At 76.1% G+C, this 17,419-nt stretch carries 11 protein-coding genes; 8 read left to right on the forward strand and 3 right to left on the reverse strand.

Translation table 11 applies throughout. The features are described from left to right. Window positions 1-70 precede the first annotated feature (70 nt). Window positions 71-2,101 (reverse strand): cytochrome c3 family protein, encoded by a 2,031-nt coding sequence (locus tag ANAE109_RS09460; RefSeq protein WP_234945278.1) that lies wholly within the window; start codon window positions 2,099-2,101, stop codon window positions 71-73. Window positions 2,102-3,551: 1,450 nt separating this feature from the next. On the opposite strand from ANAE109_RS09460, the gene ANAE109_RS09465 reads away from it, so the two are divergent. From ANAE109_RS09465 to ANAE109_RS09490, 5 genes are read left to right on the forward strand one after another with little or no spacing between them, the layout of a single operon-like run. Next, window positions 3,552-3,914 carry a hypothetical protein gene (locus ANAE109_RS09465; protein WP_012096639.1) on the forward strand — a complete coding sequence of 121 codons (363 nt, stop codon included), beginning with the start codon at window positions 3,552-3,554 and terminating at the stop codon, window positions 3,912-3,914. 60 nt (window positions 3,915-3,974) lie between these two features. Further along, window positions 3,975-5,546, forward strand: a complete 1,572-nt coding sequence (locus tag ANAE109_RS09475; RefSeq protein ID WP_049768562.1) for a hypothetical protein — start codon at window positions 3,975-3,977, stop codon at window positions 5,544-5,546. An 8-nt stretch (window positions 5,547-5,554) separates the two neighbouring features. Continuing rightward, on the forward strand, window positions 5,555-7,336 hold the full coding sequence (locus tag ANAE109_RS09480; RefSeq protein WP_012096641.1) for a hypothetical protein: 1,782 nt from the start codon (window positions 5,555-5,557) through the stop codon (window positions 7,334-7,336). Continuing rightward, on the forward strand, window positions 7,336-10,767 hold the full coding sequence (locus tag ANAE109_RS25285) for a hypothetical protein (protein ID WP_012096642.1): 3,432 nt from the start codon (window positions 7,336-7,338) through the stop codon (window positions 10,765-10,767). Before ANAE109_RS09480 ends, ANAE109_RS25285 begins: the two co-directional genes overlap by 1 nt. A 2-nt stretch (window positions 10,768-10,769) precedes the next feature. Continuing rightward, window positions 10,770-13,079 carry a hypothetical protein gene (locus tag ANAE109_RS09490; protein WP_012096643.1) on the forward strand — a complete coding sequence of 770 codons (2,310 nt, stop codon included), beginning with the start codon at window positions 10,770-10,772 and terminating at the stop codon, window positions 13,077-13,079. Here the strand turns inward: ANAE109_RS09490 and ANAE109_RS09495 are convergent. Further along, window positions 13,072-14,367: a DUF4388 domain-containing protein gene (locus tag ANAE109_RS09495; protein ID WP_012096644.1), complete on the reverse strand. Its 1,296-nt coding sequence runs from the start codon at window positions 14,365-14,367 to the stop codon at window positions 13,072-13,074. The genes ANAE109_RS09490 and ANAE109_RS09495 overlap by 8 nt on opposite strands. A gap of 67 nt (window positions 14,368-14,434) precedes the next feature. Then, a complete protein-coding gene (gene corA, locus ANAE109_RS09500; protein WP_200860893.1) occupies window positions 14,435-15,421 on the reverse strand; it encodes a magnesium/cobalt transporter CorA in 987 nt (328 codons plus the stop codon). Window positions 15,422-15,576: 155 nt separating this feature from the next. On the opposite strand from corA, the gene ANAE109_RS09505 reads away from it, so the two are divergent. Genes ANAE109_RS09505 through ANAE109_RS09515 form a run of 3 tightly spaced genes read left to right on the forward strand, consistent with a single transcriptional unit; the run spans window position 15,577 to window position 17,383 of the window. Beyond that, a complete protein-coding gene (locus tag ANAE109_RS09505) occupies window positions 15,577-15,969 on the forward strand; it encodes a VOC family protein (protein WP_012096646.1) in 393 nt (130 codons plus the stop codon). 32 nt (window positions 15,970-16,001) lie between these two features. Continuing rightward, the gene (locus tag ANAE109_RS09510; protein WP_012096647.1) at window positions 16,002-16,769 is read left to right on the forward strand and encodes a hydroxyacylglutathione hydrolase C-terminal domain-containing protein; all 768 of its coding nucleotides are present in this window, start codon (window positions 16,002-16,004) and stop codon (window positions 16,767-16,769) included. Window positions 16,770-16,780: 11 nt separating this feature from the next. Beyond that, entirely contained in the window at window positions 16,781-17,383 is a 603-nt protein-coding gene (locus ANAE109_RS09515; protein ID WP_012096648.1) for a CDP-alcohol phosphatidyltransferase family protein, read from the forward strand. Window positions 17,384-17,419 lie beyond the last annotated feature (36 nt).

Here is a 17,419-nt window from a genome sequence, read left to right on the forward strand (position 1 = left end):
CACCGATCCGCTCGCCCTGAGCCTGTCGAAGGGCGAGCGGAATCGGGCTCGAGCCGAGCGATCACGACCATCAGCACCACGGATCGCCGGCGAAGACCCCGAACGTCCCGGCCGGCGACCAGTCGGACACGGCGCCCTGCGCATCGCGCGCCCGGACGCGCCAGTAGTAGACGTTCGGGACGTAGTCCCCGCAGTCGTCCTGGGGGATGTTGGTCAGCGTCGCCGGGTAGCTCAGCGCGGGCTGGCCGCCGTACGTCGCCGGAGTGCCGCTCACCCAGCCGGAGTCGCCGACGGACGAGCCCGGGATCCCCGGCCCAGCCAGGGAGCCGTTCACGAGGTAGGTGAAGGCGGGATCGGAGGCGAGCTGGACCTCGTACTGGAGGGTAGTGCCGGACGGCGAGGTCACCGGAGTCCAGACGAGGGAGGCGGTCGTCGTGTGCGTGCCCACGCGGACGCCCGCGTACACCGGGGCGAGGTCGGGCACCGGAACGCCCGCCGCCGCCGTCGTGGTGAACGTCTGCAGCGCCGTCTCCGTCACGTTCCGGAAGCGGTCGCTCGAGCGGACGCGCCAGACGTAGGTCGTCCCCGGGGTGAGCCCCGACAGCGTCACCGCGTGCGCGCTCACGAACCCGTCGTCTCCAGCGACGAACCCGGCGCTGCCGACGCCGTACTCGACGTAGGTGGTGGCCGGCTCGCCCGTCGTCCACGAGACGGTGACGCTCGTCGCGGAGATCCCCGAGACCGCGGGGGTCGACGACAGGACGGGAGCGACGTACTCCGTCGCCGGCGGCGCCCAGCCGCTGTGGCAATGGGAGCACTGGGGCTGAGCCTTGCTCTGTCCACCCATCCGGAACGGGTGGCCGGAGGCGGGGTACGCCGGAGAGGAGACCGCCATGAAGCGGATGCCCTCGTGGCCGTGGCAGTAGAAGCAGGCGCTGCCGTCCGGCGCGGGATCGGCGGGCGCGCCCTCGAACCACGAGTACTCGCCGTCGCTCAGCCACAGCTCCTTGTGGCAGCTCTTGCAGACCTCGTGACGCTCGCCCTCGTGGCACGCGTTGCAGAGCGCCTGCGCTCCGACGCCGGCGCGGTCGATGGTGGCCGCCGGGAGGGCGACGCCGTTCACCGTCGACGCGAGCAGGAAGGCGTTCGCGCTGGAGTGGAAGTCGTGGCAGCTCGCGCACGCGACGGCGCTCTGTCCTCGGGCGAACGGAGCCGAGAGCGACCCGCCGAAGCCGCGCGTCACCCAGGTGGTGGGGTAGCAGCCCGTCGGGATCTGCGGGTTGTTGCAGGAGGAGTTCAGGAACGTACCCGCGGGGCACGGCTGGCGCGTCAGGATCGCGCCGATCCGGTTTCCGGCGGCGTCGACCGTCTCGAGGTCGCACGTCCACGCCCACGGGCCGGAGAGGCCGCTCGCGTACCACCAGCGAGAGGTGATGCGCAGCGCGTTCGGGAGGTCCGGCTGCCCGGCAGGGCACTCGAGCGCGCCCGTCCCGATCGTCTTCAGCCCGGAGCGGTCCAGCCGGTCGAACCGGCACGTCCCCTCGCGGTCGCCGTGGAAGTCGCCGCCGCCCAGGTCGTCCCAGCCGACGAGCAGCGGCGGGGTCTGGCCTCCGAGGGTCTCGCCCTGGCCGCTGTGGCACCCCACGCAGGTGCTGCTCGTGGTCGTTCCGTCGCCACCGGCGAGGATGACCTGACCCGTCATGTGCTGCGAGACGTCGTGGCACGACTCGCAGGTCGCGCTCGGGTCGGCGGGGTTCACGAGGTGCGAGGAGAGCACCGCGCTCGGATCGATCGTGGAGATGTTCGAGTGGCAGGAGGTGCACTCGAGGGGCCCCGCGTTCCAGGCGATCGTCTGCGAGGGCGCGCCGAGCGGGGTGTGGCACCCGACGGAGCAGGTCGTGGTCCCGCCGTCCCTCGTCATCGTGCCCCCGGCGGTGGTGGCTCCGCCCGGGAAGGTGACCTCGCCGAAGGCGAGCCCGCCCGCGCACGCGTGGCAGACGGCGCAGTCGAACCCGGAGGCCGCGTGCGCGCCGTGCGCGCCCGTGGGGACGCAGGCGTTCACCGCCTCGGTCGTCGCAGCGCCGTAGGCGGACGCGGTCACCCGGGAGGAGGTACCGGCCGCACCGGTCTCTCCGAGCGAGGCGTCTCCTCCGCCGCAGCCCGCGAGGAGCGTCGCGAGGAGACCCGAGGTGACACATACCATCAGTGAATGACGGGTGGTGCCCTCGATCGCTACGCGTGAAGCCGCGCTTCGATACCCCGCCTTCCTCATGGCGCCCCCCGACGCAGAGCGCGTCCTTCCGCGCTCGTTTGCGCACTGTACGGGTCGCTCGTGCGTTCGGGGATTGAGTCAAATTGCTGCAAGCCCATTGCTGCGTCGGTCGAACCGCGTAGCTGGTGCGGTGGTCACCGGCGGAAGGGACCTCGCCGTGCGTGCGGACGCGGTCCGTCGGGCGCGCGGACGGAAGCGAGCTCGTGCCGCCGAGCGTCAGCGGGCGCCGGCGGAGGTTCGATCGCGGCGAGACATCAGGCACGGCCGTCCCCTGTGCACGGGACGACCGTTGCGAGCCTCTACTGTGCCTTCACGCGCAGTGTGCAGCGGGCCGACGCGTTCGGGCTCGCCGCGCAGCCGCCGAGCGACCCGGCGGAACCCGGAGTTCAGGAACTGGATGGACCGTGAGAACGTTCAGATCCGCTCTGGCAGCTTCTCGCTCGGAGATCCGTACGGTTGGGCCGACCAGAATTCGCACGGTGCGATAAACAGGGACTCGCCGTTCCCTGACGATCGCCGTCGAGATCTCTGGCATCGGATGGCTGTCGAGGGCGCGAGGAAGGAAACACGCGAGGCCGTCCAGACGGGACGGGCGTTCGGGGGTGCCGATCGCGCTTCCCTCGTTCGCCCTCCGGAGCGCAAATCAATGACGCGAATCGCTCTCGTCGTAGGTGCCTGGGCCGCGATGGTCTTGCCTGGAGTCTGGCCGCGATGGTTTTGAGCCGCGAGTGCAAACCAGGTTCCGTCTTGAAGACCGCCTGACTGGCCGTCGTGCTCGCTTCGCTTGCGGTCTCGATTGCCGTCGCGAGGAGGGGGCGCGCGTTGGCCCTGGTGGCTCTCGCCGCATCCCTCGCGGTCGGGTCGGAGTTCCTGCTCCTGTACGTGTGCCAGGCGCGCTGGGCAGACGAGGTCGGCATCTTGGAGTGGACGCCGATGGTGAACGCGCCGCCCCGCGAACAGTCGTCGCGGGCCACGTCACCGCGCTGGTGCGCCTCCTCGGCGACGACGTCCCTGCGGACCAGCGCCTCGCCACGTTCGAGGGCGGTGAGCTCGGCGTCGCTGACGCAGGGGCGACGATCTCCGGCATCCCCGACCCGTCGCACCGCCGCGCCGCGGTCGAGCAGCTCGTCCGCGTGCGGCTCCTGGCGCAGGACGCGGAGCCGCGGGGCTCCATCGTACGCCGGAGGTCCTTGGTCGGTACGCGGAAGAGCTGGCTCGGCTCCAGATCGAGAAGGCGTTCGAGGAGCCGTTCAAGAAGCAGCTCCCGACCGACGACGAGGTGCGGACGTTCTTCGAGGACAACCGGGCGAAGCTCGGCCGCCCCGAGCGCATGCGCGTGGCCCACGTCGCGCTGCTCGCGCCCGCCGCCGATCCCGCCGCGCGCGCTGAAGCGATCCGCGGGCGATTCCGCTACGGCGGCGCCCAGGCGGCGTGCGGCCAGGGGCTGTACGACGACCACGATGATGTCGCGTTCGCGGTCGAGTACACGCCGAACGCCGCGTACGACGCGAAGCTGAAGGCGCCCGCCTGCGCGGGCGCGGGCGTTCACCGAATCGTCCTCGCCGTCGGCGCCTGGGCGAGAAAGTCCACTCATCTCACCTTTCCCTACGCGCCCTGGGTCACGGGGGTGGGTTGGGGGTGACAGGGTGCCGCGATATCGTCCGGTATCCACGTCGGGGGAAGCTTGCTCACTCGCAGCCACATGGCCGCGCTCGCGCTGGCGCTCGTCGCGCCTTACGTCGCGCGCGCCACGCCCATCGGAACGTTCACCTGGATCGCGTCGGGGCCGGGCGACCAGACGGATCCCGCCATCGACGGGCGCTACGTGCTGTACGCCGACGGCACGCGCGGCAGCCTCGATGTGCTCGCGCGCGATCTCGCGACCGGCGAGACGCGGGTGGTCGCGGCCGGTCCGGACGACGAGGACAGCCCGGACCTCGCGCGCTCGGTGGTCGCGTACCGCACCGACGCCGGCATCACCGTGGCGTACCTCGCGACGGGGACGCTCCTCCGTCCTCCGGCGGAGCCCGGGGCGCGTGCGCCGGCGGTGTCCACCTCCGCCGCGGTCTGGGAGGTCGGGCGCGATGGCGCTCGCGACCTCGGATGGTTCCTGTTCGGGAGCGGAGCGCCGCGGAGCGGCGTCGTCGCCGCCCCTGGCGATCAGCGCGCGCCGGCGGTGAGCGGGACCACCGTCGCGTACGTGGACGCGGCGGCCGGCGGCGCCGTCCGGCTGCTCGATCTCGCGCGCGGCGAGGCCCGCGTCGTCTCGCCCGGCGGCGCCACGGGGGTGGCGATCGACGGCGGACCGGGCGCGCTGCGCGTCGCGGTCACGCGCGCCGTCGCGGACACCTCGACCGACGTCGAGGTCTACGACGGCGCGGGCCAGCTCCTCGCCGCGCTGCCGCTCCCGGGCGAGCAGCGGCGCCCGCGCCTCTCGGGCGAATGGGTCGCCTTCGAGGACCTGTCGTCGGGCCGCTCGCAGGTCGTCCTGTGGGCGTGGCGCAGCGGGCTCGTCCACGCGCCGCGCCCGTACGCAGGCGAGCAGCTCCTGGGCGACCTCGCCGCGGACGACGACGCCGTCAGGGTGGCGTTCTCGGAGCGAACCTCGGGAGGGCTGGACGTCGGCCTCTACACGCTGCCGCTCCCCGTCGCGGACGATGGAGCGAGCGGCATTCGCTGCGACTCTCCGGGGGCCCTGGTCCTCGCGGAGCTGACGCTCACGCGCGGCACGGGCGCAGTGACCACGGGCGCGGTGGCGTTCGCCGGCGGCGACGGCGCCGACCTGCCCATCCTGGTGTGCATCGACGCCGCGAAGGTCTCCTCTGCCTGGGCCACGCTCGACGGCGCGGCGCTGGCCGTCCCGGGGGACTTCGCCTCCGGCAGCGCGCACCTCGAGCTCCGTCGGATCGCGCGGGGAGGCGAGGGGCTCCTCGAGGCGGGAGTGGAAGGGAAGCGCGGCGCGTCCCTGCGCGTGCGCGTGCTCGCGGAGCCCGTGCCCGACGGTGGCCAGGACCCGGGGGCGCCGCCCGACGATCCGGGCCAGGGGCCCGGCGACGGCGGGCCTGGCGGTGACGACGACGGCGACGACGGCTCCGACGAGGAGCCAACGCCTACGGTTCCTGGCGACGGTGACGACGACGCGCCCGGCGGCGAGGACGAGCAAGACGGACCGACGCTTCCCGGGCGAGGCGGCTGCGCGAGCGGCGGCGCCGATGGGCTGGCGATCGCCGGCGCGCTGGCGCTGCTGCGGCTGCGCCGGCGCACCCGGGCCTAGGGGATGCCGTGACGGCCGCGCTCCTCGCGCTCGCGCTCACCGCGGGGGAGATCTTCCTCCCACCCTGGCCGCTCTCGGCGGATGGCGAGCTCGTCGCGGTGAGCGGGGGCGCCGAGCTCACCGCGAGCGACGCCGCCGTGGAGCGGGTCGCGCCGGGACTCTTTCGCGTCACGCCGGCGACGGGGGCGCAGCGCGTGGCGCTCGCCGCGGGCGAGGCGCGCGCCGAGGCGGAGGTGGAGCCGCCCCCCGGCGAGATCGTCATCACCACCGACCCCTTGCTGCCGGTGAAGGGCGAGCACGGAGCGGTCACCTTGTCCCTCGAGGTCCGGCGCCCGAACGGCGCTCCGGACGAGGCGGCGCCACCCCCCGTGCTCGTCGCGTCGCCGGGACGCGTCTCCGCGCCGGCGGCCGCCGGCCCCGGCCGCTGGCGCGCGACCTACGAGCCGGCCGCGGGTTCGCGGCCGGAGGTCGCCGCCGTCCTCGCGCTGTCGCCGCGCTGTCCCCTCTGCCCGACGCCTCGCGCGGTGGGCGGCCTGGCGCTCCCCGTCGCGGCCTCCGTCGAGCTCCCCGGCGCTGCCGATCCCGGAGCGCGGACGACCATCGTGGTCGGGGCGCGAGCCTTCGGGCCGGCGCGCGCGGACCGGCGGGGCCGGTTCAGCGTGCCGATCGTCGTGCCGCCCGGCGTCCGCAAGGCGCGGGCGATCACGCGGGACCGGGCGGGAAACCGGAGCGCGACGGAGCTCGATCTCGGCCTCCCCTGGGAGGCGCGGCTCGCCTGCATCGCGTTCCCGCCGGCCCTGCCGGCCGACGGCCGGAGCGAGGCGCTCCTCCACTGCCTCGCCGCGAACCCGCGAGGCGAGCCGGATCCGGAGGCGCCGCTCGAGGGCTTCGCGAAGGCGGGCAGCGCCGGCCCCCTCGAGCCGTGGCGCGGTCCGCTCCAGCGGGCGCGGTACCGGGCGCCGAAGGGAGGCGCGGAGAAGGACGACGTGGTGGCGGTGCGGCTCGCCGCGGTGGCGGAGATCGAGGTGCCGCTGGCGCTCGCCGCAGGGGCGCCCGATCGTGTCGACTTCGCGCTCTCGCGCGAGCCCCTGCCGCTCGGCGCGACGGCCGCGGCCGAGGCGCCGGTGCGCGACGCCCGCGGCGACCTGCTCGGGAGCGCGACGGCTCCCCCCGGCGCCGACGCGGGGCTCCTCGTGGCGGATCGCTTCGTGGCGCCCCGCGCCGCCCGCGGGTGGCGCTTCACGGCTCCGCTCCGGTTCGCGCTCACGCCGGGCGCCGAGGCGGCGACCGTGACCCTGCGTCGCGAGGGGAGCCGCTGGATCGCAGCCGCGCGGACGGTGGACGCGCGTCCGGCCGCGGGCGTTGCGCTGCGCTTCGGCTCGGGGGCGCAGGCGCTGACCGACGACCGGGGCGAGGCGAGCGTCCCGGCGCGAGGCGCTACCGAGACGGTGGTGGCCGCGGGCGGCGCGCGCGCGGCGGGCTGGGAGGGGATCGCGCCTCCGGTACCGCCGATCGCCATCGGCCGCGAGGTCGAGGTGGCGCTCCGCCCCGCCTCGCCGGTGGACGTCGTGGCGCGACTCGAAGGACGGACGGTGCTCTGGCGCGTGGAGGACGCGGACGGGCGGCCATTGCCCGGCCGTCGCGTCGTGCTGCGCGCCCGCGGGATCGCGGTCGGACCCGCGGAGCTCGCGGGCGACGGGGGGCGGGCCCCGCTCGGGCAGGGCGCCGGCGTCGTCGCGGTGGTGGACGCGGAGACCGGCGTCGCCGCGGTGCTCGAGGTCGCGAGGTGATGATGAAGCGCGCGCTGCTCTGGCTCGTCACGGTCGCGCCTGCCGCCGCGCTGGCGCAGGCGGTGAGCCTCGGCGCGGAGCGGGAGCCTTCCGGCACCGTGCTCGGGCGCGTGTGCCTGGACCTCGACGGCGACGGCCGCTGCGGTGCGCACGAGCCGGGCGTCGCCGGCGCCCGCGTCGTGGGAGAGGACGGGAGCCTCTCGCTCGCGGACGGTCGCGGGCGCTACCACCTGCTGGAGCGGACCGGTCGCATCGTCCTGCGCGATCGGACCGCCTATGGCGGGCACGTGGTCGCCGTGGAGGGGTTGGGGGTGCGCCGCGCCTTCGAGCTCGCCCCCGGCGGTGCCGCGGGCGTCGACCTCGCCGTCGCGCCGCCGCGCGCCAGTCCGCCCGCGCTGGCGGAGGCGGAGCCTGCGGAGGGCGCGGCGACTGCGCCGGCGCCGCGCGAGGATGGGCGCCTCGGCTGGGCGCTGGCGGCCCGCGTCGCGCCGGGCGCGAGCGTCACCGTCGCAGGCGCTCCGGCGGAGGTCGCGACGGATGGGACCTTCCGGGCCGAGGTCGGCCTCGCGCCAGGGGACAACGTGTTCCCGCTGGTGGTGGTCGCGGCCGACGGCGGGCTCGCCGTCTACTCGTGGAGGGTGCACCGCGCTTCGCGGGCGCGCGGAGGCGAGCTGATCGTGCCCGCGACGCCCGTGCGCGTCATCGGCTTGACGACCTCTGCCGCGGCGGGCGGCGGCGCGCTCGTGCACGGCGAGGCACCGGCGGGGGCCCGCGTGCGGCTCGCGGGGCTCGCGCCAATGCCGACCGCCTCCGGCGCCTTCGCGGCGTTCGTCCCGCCGGGCGCGGAGGACGCGGCGCTGGAGCTGCTAGCGGCGGACGCCACGCCGCTCGCCGTGAAGCTGCCGCTCCCGCGGGCGCACGGCCTCCGCGTCGCGACGGGCGTCGCCGAGCTGGAGCTCTCGCTCGGCGGCGACGCAGGCTTCCTCGTGACGGCGCGCGGCGCCGCGACCGCGGCGGGAAAGGCGGGGTCCGTCGAGTACGCCGCCGGCGTGGACGTGGACGATCGCGAGCGATCCTTCGCGGATCTGGCGCGGCCGCGCGACGCCCTCGTCGCCGAGCACGCGCTCGATCCGGAGGGGAGCTTCCTCGCCAGCGGCGACGACGCCGCCGCCGGGGATCGCAACCCTGGCCGGGGCCGGCTGTGGGCGCGGGTGGAGGCGCCCGGCGCGAGGCTCGATCTCGGCAACGCCCGCGCCGGCCTCACGGGTGCGGAGCTCGGTCGCTACGACCGGCCCCTCTTCGGCGCGAAGGCCCGCGGCGAGCGCGACCTCGGGCCGGTGCGGCTCGAGGCCAGCGCGTTCGGCGCGACGATCCGCACCGACGCCGCCGGGAACGCACCTCCGCGCGTCGCCCACGACGTGCTCACCGCGACGGGGGGCGCCTTCTTCTGGCTCTCGCACGGCGAGGTCGTGCCCGGCAGCGAGAGCGTGCGGATCGAGTGGCGCGATCCGTGGACCGGGCGCGCGAGCGACGGTCGCGTGCTGGTGCGCGGCGAGGACTACGAGGTGGACTGGGTGAGCGGCCGGATCGTGCTCGCGCGGCCGCTCTCGTCCGCGGCGGCGCCGCCGGTGCTCGCCACGGGCGAGCCCTTCGCCGCTCAGCGCGCGGTCGTCGTGGTCGACTACCAGCACGCCGCGACCGGTCCCGACGGAGAGGACCTCGCCGGCGGTCGGATCGGCGCGACGGTCGGACCGCTGTCGCTCTCCGCGCACGGCGCAAACGAGGAGCGGGAGCAGGGCTACCGGCTCGGGGCGGCGACGGCGTCGCTCGACCTCGGCGCGCCGTTCCTGCTGCGCGCGGAGGCGGCCCACAGCCGGGGCACGCCGTACGGCACCGGAGCGGCGAGCGCCTTCGGCCGGAGCCCCGACGGCGGGGTCGGCTTCGCGCCACTGGAGGTGGACGGCGGCGAGGCGGGCGCGGTGCACGTCGAGGCGAGCGGCGCGCTCGGGCCGGCGCGCTACGCCGCGTGGTGGCGGGAGCGCGAGGCGGGCTATGCCGACTTCGAGTTCGCCGAGCCCGTCGCGGCGCGGGAGCGCGGCGTCGAGGCGGGCGGGAGCGCCCGGAGCGTCACCGCCTCCGCCACCTACGCCGAGCGCGAGGGCGCTGGCCCAGCCGAGGAGGGCGGGGTGACGCCTTCGGAGGCGCGGCGGCTCACCGGTCGCGTGACGACGCGCGCGGGGCGGCTGTCGCTCACGGGGGAAGCCGCGCACGCGCGGCTGGTCGCGCCCGAGGCGGGCGAGGAGTCCTCCGCGGGCGTTCGCGCCGACTGGCGGGCCGCGCCAGGCCTCTCCCTCGATCTCTCGCACCACCAGGGCCTCGCCGTCTCCGGCGCCGGCCGCGATCCCACGTTCGCCGCCGCGGGCGCGACGATGCGGAGCCGGGATGGGCGGCTCTCGGTGCGGGGCGGCTGGGGGCCGGAGCTCGGCCCGCGCGTGCTGCTCTCCGGCGAGCGCGGCCGCGAGGGCGAGGCGATCTACTGGACGTACACGGTGGATCCCGACGCGCCTTCCGCTTTCCGTTCCTCGGGGAGCGCGCTCGGCGCCCGCTCGCGCGCCGGAGCCGCCGAGGTGTTCACCGAGGAGCAGCTCGAGCGCGACGCGTTCGGGCTGCGCGCCGCGCGCGTGGTGGGCGCGAGCGTCTCGCCGCTGCGCGGGCTCACCCTGACGGTCACCGCCGAGCGCGGCGCTCGCCTGCGGCCGGACGGCGACGACGTCGAGCGCACGGGCGCGGCCGGCGCGGCGGCGCTCGTCCGCGGGCCGCTCCGCCTGGCGCTCCGGGGCGAGGCTCGGCGCGAGGGCGACGACGCGCAGGTCGCGACGGGCGGGTCCGCCGAGTGGCGCGCTGCCGAGCGGCTCACCCTGTCGACGCGCGCGACGTGGGCGCACGCCGGCGGCCCGCGCGAGGCGCTCGCCTTCGAGGCCGCCGCCGGCGCGGCGCTCCGGCTCGAGGGCGGCGCGCTGCTCGCGACGGTGGCGAGGATCGCCGAGCAGCGGCCGGACGCAGAGCACCGCGACGCCCTCGTCGCCCGCCTCGCGGCGACGGCGGACGTCGCGTCGCGGCTCGCGCTCGGTGCGGCGGCGGCGATCGGGTGGCAGGAGGCGGCGGGGGAGCGCGACGATCGGATCGCCGCGAGCGTCCGCGCCGAGGTGCGCGTCATGGGGCCGGTGGACGTCGCCGCGGAGTACGCCCGGCGCTCCCCGCTCGCGGGACGGCCCCTCGGCGACCTCGACGCCGTCCGCGGCGAGGCCGGCGTGCGCGCCGGCCAGAGCCGGATCGCGCTCGGCTACACGTTCCTCGGGTTCTCCGGAGACGGGATCGCCCCCGACGAGGACGACGGGCGCGTGTTCCTGCGCGCCCAGCTCGCCTACTGACCATGCCGCGCCCGATCCTCGCCGCCTTCTTCGTCCTCGGCCTCGCCGCCCCTGCCCGTGCGCAGCTGCGGGCCGACCCGATGCGCCTCTCGCTCGTGCAGCGGGCGGAGCTGCTCGCCGCGCCGATCGCCGGCGACGCCCCGGCGGCCGACGTCCTGCTGCTCTCGTCCACCGGCGCGGGGGCAGAGTTGCGGCCGCACCGGCGCCTCGCCGCCGCGGCCTCGCCAGGGCGCTTCATCGACGCGAGCGCCCGCGACGTCGCCGCCGCGTTCCTCGGGGATCCGGCCGCGGCGCGGGCCGATCTCGTATTCGCCCGGGCCGACGGGGTGTCGGTGTCGTGGGCCGCGTCGCCGGGCGCGCTCTGCGTCGTGGGCGGGCTCTTCCCGGGCGGCGCCCCCACCGTCACCGCGGCGCGGCTCCGCCCGGGCGGCGACGTGATCGTGGCGCCCGTCGGAACGGGAGGCTCGACGGCCGGGGCGGTGCAGGCGGTGGATCTCCGCGGCTGCCAGAGCGCCGACGCGGCGCGCTGGACCATCGAGCCCGTGTTCTCGCGCGTCGGGCTCGCCGACCAGGTGTACCCGCTGCGGCTCGGCGCCACCGCCCGCGCGCTCGGGCTCGACGATCTCGCCCTGCCCGGGCTGGGCGAGGTTCAGCTCCTCGTGCACGCGAGCCCTCCGGACGCGGGCGCCGGGCTCGGGGGCGTCCACCTCACCGCGGTGAAGGTCGGCGAGCACGTCCTCGAGGCGCATCCGGCGTGGCTGCCGGCCGGGGTCCGGCAGGGGGATGTTCACGGCGTCGCCGCGGTGGACGTGGACCTGGACGGCGTCCCCGACCTCGTCTTCTCGCTGGCGGTCTCGACGGTGCTCCCCGACGTGAACGGCGCGCTCGTCTCGATCCGGAACGGCGGTGATCCGCTCGCCCTGGACCTGACGCCCTGGTCGAACCTCACCCGTCACCTCGACCTCCAGCCGCTCGTCGATCCGGTGACGCTGCGCGGGGTGTCGGTCGGCGGATCGCCCGGAGCCGCCGTCTGGGACCGCGATCTCGGCGAGGTCGTCGTCTTCTGGCCGGAGGGCGCGCGCCTCGCCACCTGGCGCGGAGACGCGCTCGGGCTCTCCATCCGGGAGCTCGTCGCGGCGGACGTGGTCGGCTCCACCGCGCCCGATCTCGTCGCCCTGGCGGAGGACCCGACCACCGGCGCGAGCGTGCTGCTCGTCTACCCGGATCTCGACGACGGCTCGCCCACGATCGCGTGGACGGCGGGGAGCCCCGGGGAAGCGGAGCGCGGGGCGGACCACGCGATGGCGGTCGAGGCGCGGGATCCGGAGGGGCCGGTCACGGTCGAGTGGTTCGTGGGCGCGGCGGCGACGCCCGCGGGGCTCGGGCCGGCGGTCACGATCCCGGGCGCGCTCCTGTGCGGACCCGGAGGCGACGTTCCGGTGGTCGCCCGCGCCACGGACGCGGAGGGCGTCTTCCGCGAGGTGGCGGGCGCGGTGAAGGTGCGGCTCGCGCCGCCGAGGCTCGCCCTCGTGGGCGGAGCGCCACCGGGGACGCTCGCGCTCCCGCCGGGCGGGACCAGCGCCGTGCTCGAGGGCGAGGCGTGGACGGGGTGCGGAACCCAGGTGGCGTTCCAGTGGTCCGCGAGCGGCGTTCCCGCGGGAGCGCTCGCTGCGCCCGAGGAGAGCGCAGGGCACTCGCGGCGCGCGCTCGCGCTGCCCGAGGCGAGCTATCCGGAGCTCCTCGCCGGAAGGCCGTCCGTGACGCTCGTCGCGTCGGACGCGAGCGGGCTCACGAGCCCGCCTGCCACCCTCGCGCTCGCCCTCGACGCGACGGCGCTCGTCGACGTGGCGCACGAGTCGGACGAGGTGGCGCTCGGGGCAGGCGAGGTCGCCCTCCTGCGCACGCGGCTGCGGAGCCGCCTCGGGACGGCGCTCCCGCGAGTGAGGATTCAGCACCGCCTCGACGGCGTCACCCCCGCCGGCACGGCGCGCGTCCACGGCGCGACCGTGCTCGAGGTTCGCGCGGACGGCGCCGAGCTCGTCCTCGAAACGCTGCCTCCCGCAGGTTCCGAGGTGACGATCGAGCTCCCCGTGCGCGGCACCGGCGGCCCGGGCGCCTCGGCCGTGCAGGTCCGCTCCGAGGGCGACCACCTCCTCGGCCCCGCCGCCGAGGCGCGGGGCGGGGGTGCGCCGCTGCCCGGGCACGGCTGTGCGTCGGGCGGGCCCGGCGCCGGGGCGTGGCTCCCGCTCGTCGTCGTGGCGCTGGCGGCGGCGCGGCGGGCTGCCCGGCGGCGCGCCAGCGCCCTCACATGAAGCCGATGCGGCGCGTGCCCGCGAGCAGGCGCTCCACCTCGTCGAGCACGCGCATCACCCGGCATGCCTGGAGGAACGCGAGCGCGTCGCGCTCCGGGACCTCCGACAGCCGCACCAGGTCCGACACGCCCTTCGTGCCGTCGGCGAGGGCGAGGAGCTTCGCCTCCTCGCGCCGGAGCTTGAGGGCGTAGAGCTCGAACGCGGGATCGGGCGAGGGCGCGAGGTGCGCGTGCGCGGGGAGCTCCGCGCGCAGGCACGGCAGGGTCGAGGCGCGCCGCATGCCCTCCAGGACCAGGTCCGCCATCGGGAGCCGCAGGTCGACGCGGCCCTCGGGCGGCCGGCCCGGCTGGAAGGCGTACCGTCCCTCGCGCCACTCGAACGTGGACCAGACGATGGCGCGCACCTGGGCCTGAACGAGCGCCACACGGCGCTCCGCCGTCATGAGCCCGCGCGCCACCAGGGCGTCGCCGAGCCGCTCATCCGGGGCCGCGCGGGACATCGTCTCGACCGCCTCGGGCGTCACCTCGCCACGCCGCACGCAGATCGTGGAGAACCGCTCCGCCGCGACGTTCGAGGCGGCGTACACCGGCACGCCGCGCTCGACGAGGAGGAGCTTGCGCACGGGGCCGCGCTCCAGCGTGAGCGCGCCCGTCGCCTGGCCGACGTGGAGCGCGACGCAGAGCCTCGGGACGCTCGCCTCGCCGAGCTCGCCGGCGGGGCGGGGCGGAGCGTCGAGGGACGGAGCGTGGCCGGAGCGCGCCGCCGGGAGGGGCAGGGCGAGCCCGGCGACCGGCGCCGGAGCCACGTCCGCGTCCTGGCCCGCGAAGGAGGCGGCCACCGCGTCGGGGATCTCGTCGCGCTCGAGCGGCCGCCCCCCGGTGACCTCGTCCGGGGCCTCGGCGAGCGGGGGCGCCTCGGCGCCTATCGCGCGGGCGACGGCGGCGACCACCGCCTCCACCTCGAAGGGCTTCTCGAAGAAGTCGTGCGCCCCGAGCCGGCGGACCTCCTCGAAGGCGCGGGCGCCGCGGTGCACGCCCGACACGACGATGGGCGCCACCCCCGCCCGGAGGAGCGCCTCGAGCAGCTCGCTGCCGCGGACGTCCGGCAGCGGCAGGTCGAGCACGGCGGCGTCGGGGGCGCGCGCGGCCACGGCCGCGAGGGCGGCCCGCCCGCTCTTCACGCCCGAGACCTCGGCGCCGAGGCGCGCGGCGGCGCCGGCGATCACGGCGGCGAGCTCGCGGTCCTCGGCGACGAGCAGGAGTCGCTTGCCGGAGAGGGGGGGCCGCACGGGGACGGCAATCTACCACGGTCGCCGAGGAGTTCGCTCGTACCACGAGGCGATGCTGCTGCCTCCGTCACAGCCAGCCGGCGCGGCGGAAGCGGAAGAACAGGTAGACGTCGATGGCCACCATCGCGAAGACCGTGATCGGATAGCCGAGCTCCCAGTGCAGCTCCGGCATCTGCTCGAAGTTCATCCCGTACAGCCCCGCGACGAGCGTGGGGACGGCGACGAGGGCGGCGTAGGCGGCGAGACGCTTCGTGGTCTCGTTCTCCTGGAGCGAGATGAGCGACAGGTTCACGGACGTCGCGGTGTTGACCATCTCTCGCAGGCTGTCGATCGACTGGTTGATGCGCTGGAGGTGATCGTAGACGTCGCGGTAGTACTCCTGCGTGCGCGAGCAGACGGACGGCACGCGCGCGCCGAAGAGCTTGCCGGTGGCCTCGAGCATCGGGCGCGTCGCGTGCTGGAGGGCCGTCAGCTTCTGCTTGAGCCCGTAGAGCGCCTCCACGCTCGCCCGCACGGGGGCGCCCGCGAAGATCTGCTGCTCCACGCGCTCGAGCTCGGACTCGATCTCCTCGACGACCGGGAAGTAGCGGTCGACGATCGCGTCCATGAGCGCGTACAGCACGAACCCCGAGCCGTGCTTCAGGAGGTCCGGCTCGCGCTCGCAGCGGGCGCGGACGTCCGCGAACCCCAGCCTCGCGCGGCTGCGGACCGACAGCACGTAGTTCGCCCCGACGAACACGTCGACCTCTCCGAGGGAGATCGCCCCGCGCTCGAGCTCGACGGTGTGCAGCACGAAGAAGAGCGAGTCGCCGTACTCCTCCAGCTTGGGGCGCTGGTGGCCGTGCTGGGCGTCCTCGACCGCGAGCTCGTGGAGGTGGAACTCCTGCTGCATCGCCAGGAGCTCGGCGGGCTCGGGGTCCTTGAGCGCGACCCAGACGAAGCACTCGGGCCTGCTCACGTAGCGGCCGATCTCTTCCACGGGGATGTCGGCGAGCTTCTTCCCGTTCTGGTACGCCACGCAGTTCACGAGCATCGGTGGCTCCGGTGAGGGCATCGACCGGGAGATGGTAACGCCGCTGCGCGCGCTGGGCGTTCGGCACGCGGGGTGCGGGATCCCGGTGCTCGTCGGCGCCGCACGGCGAGCCTGTCGAGCGAGAGCGGCCGGTCGCGGCGTGGCATCGCGCCCGACCCGGCGCTACCCTGGGCCCCGTGCCGCTCGCCTTCCACCACGTCGCCGTCCAGTGCGCGGACCTCGAGCGCTGCGAGGCCTTCTACCGCGAGGTCCTGGGCCTCCCCGTCCTGAAGCGCTGGCCGCGCGACGGCGGGGGCGACAGGAGCGTCTGGCTCTCGCTGGGAGACGGCGAGGGCGCGTTCCTCGCGCTGGAGCGGGCCGAGGAGCCGCCGGAGCGGCGGCCGTGGAAGGACGGCCGGGCGGGGCTGCACCTGCTCTCCCTGCGCATCGCCCCGTCCGAGCGGGGTGCCTGGGAGGACCGCCTCGACGCCGCGGGCGTCCGGGTCGTGCACCGCACCCGCTGGACCGTCTACTTCCACGATCCGGAGGGGAACCGGATCGGGCTCTCGCACTACCCGCACGACGTCTGACACGGGCGGGCGGGCCGCGGTAGGAGAGGGGCGTGATCTTCGACCGCCGCCGGTACCACCGCGACAACTACGTGTACCTGCTCGCCGAGGGAGAGGACTCGGTCCTCGTCGATCCCGGCGACGCGGCCGTGGCGCTCGCCCTTGCGGCGGACCACGCCGTGCGGCCGCGCTTCGTCCTCCACACCCACGGCCACCTCGACCACTCGGGCGGCTCGGCGGAGGTGCGGGCCGCGCTCGGCGCCGAGGTGCTCGGCCACGCGGCGGACGCGGCCTGGTTCGCGCCGGACCGGGACGTCGCCGGTCACCGGACGCTCGCCCTCGGCGCGCTGCGCGTCGCCGTGCACGAGGTGCCGGGGCACACCCCGGGCTCCGTCCTGTTCGCCTGGCGCGGCAAGCTCCTCACCGGCGACACGCTCTTCTGGGGAGGCTGCGGCAACTGCCGCCACGGCGGCGATCCCGCGCGGCTCGCGCAGAGCTTCCTCGGGCCCATCGCGGCGCTCGATGGAGCGCTCGAGGTCCATCCCGGCCACGACTACGCGGAGGCGAACCTGCCGTTCGCGCTCGCGCTCGAGCCTGGGAACGCGGCCGCCCGCGCGAGGCTCGAGGTGGTCGAGCGGGCGCGCGCGGCCGGGGCGGAGCCGCCCGCGTCCACGCTCGCGGAGGAGCGCGAGGTGAACCCGTTCCTCCGCGTGGCGAAGCCTTCCATCCGGGACGCGATCGCCGCCCGCTCGCCGGAGGGGGGCGAGCTCACCGACGCAGCGCGATTCGTGGCCCTCCGCGCGCTCCGGGACCGGCTCTGACGGAGCGGCGAGTGCGAGACGACGTCGAGCGGGGAGGGGAGCCCGGCGAGCGCGAGCCCGGGCCGTACACGCTCGCCAACGGGCTGACCGCGCTCCGCATCGTGCTCGCGCCGGTGTTCCTCGTCCTGTACGTGAGCGGGGATCGGCTGCGGGCGCTCGCCGCGTTCGCGGCGGCCGCGGCGACCGATGTCCTCGACGGGCTCGTCGCGCGCGCTCTCCGCCAGCACACCCGGCTCGGCGCCATCCTCGACCCCCTCGCCGACAAGCTCCTCGCCGCGTGCGCCCTCATCGCGCTCGCCGCCACCGGGCGCCTGCCGTGGTGGCTCCCGGTGGTCGTGGTCTCGCGGGACGCCCTGCAGATCTCCGGGGCCGTGCTGCTACGGACCACCCGCCACCCGGTGCCGATCGCCCCCACCCGGATCGGCAAGTACGCCACGTTCGGGGTCGCCGCGACCGTCGTGTTCGCGCTCGCCGGCGAGTACGGCGGCTACCCCGCCGCGGTGGCCGCCCCTTATGTGGCGGCGTGGGCGCTCCTGACCGCGGAGTGCGTCGCGGTGTCGTTCGGTCAGTATTTCCTGCTCTTCGTCCGGGCGCTGCGCGCCCCATCTCGGTGAGCGATAGCGGCTGCCGGTCGCTTCCCGGACGAGCGG

It is taken from the genome of Anaeromyxobacter sp. Fw109-5, assembly GCF_000017505.1.
Classification (GTDB): domain Bacteria; phylum Myxococcota; class Myxococcia; order Myxococcales; family Anaeromyxobacteraceae; genus Anaeromyxobacter.

Bases quoted from the DNA above. Each gene is read 5' to 3' on its own strand.
- ANAE109_RS09490 (WP_012096643.1), top strand. From the start codon at position 10,770: ATGCCGCGCCCGATCCTCGCCGCCTTCTTCGTCCTCGGCCTCGCCGCC.
- ANAE109_RS25285 (WP_012096642.1), top strand. From the start codon at position 7,336: ATGATGAAGCGCGCGCTGCTCTGGCTCGTCACGGTCGCGCCTGCCGCC.
- corA (WP_200860893.1), bottom strand. From the start codon at position 15,421: ATGCCCTCACCGGAGCCACCGATGCTCGTGAACTGCGTGGCGTACCAG.
- ANAE109_RS09475 (WP_049768562.1), top strand. From the start codon at position 3,975: ATGGCCGCGCTCGCGCTGGCGCTCGTCGCGCCTTACGTCGCGCGCGCC.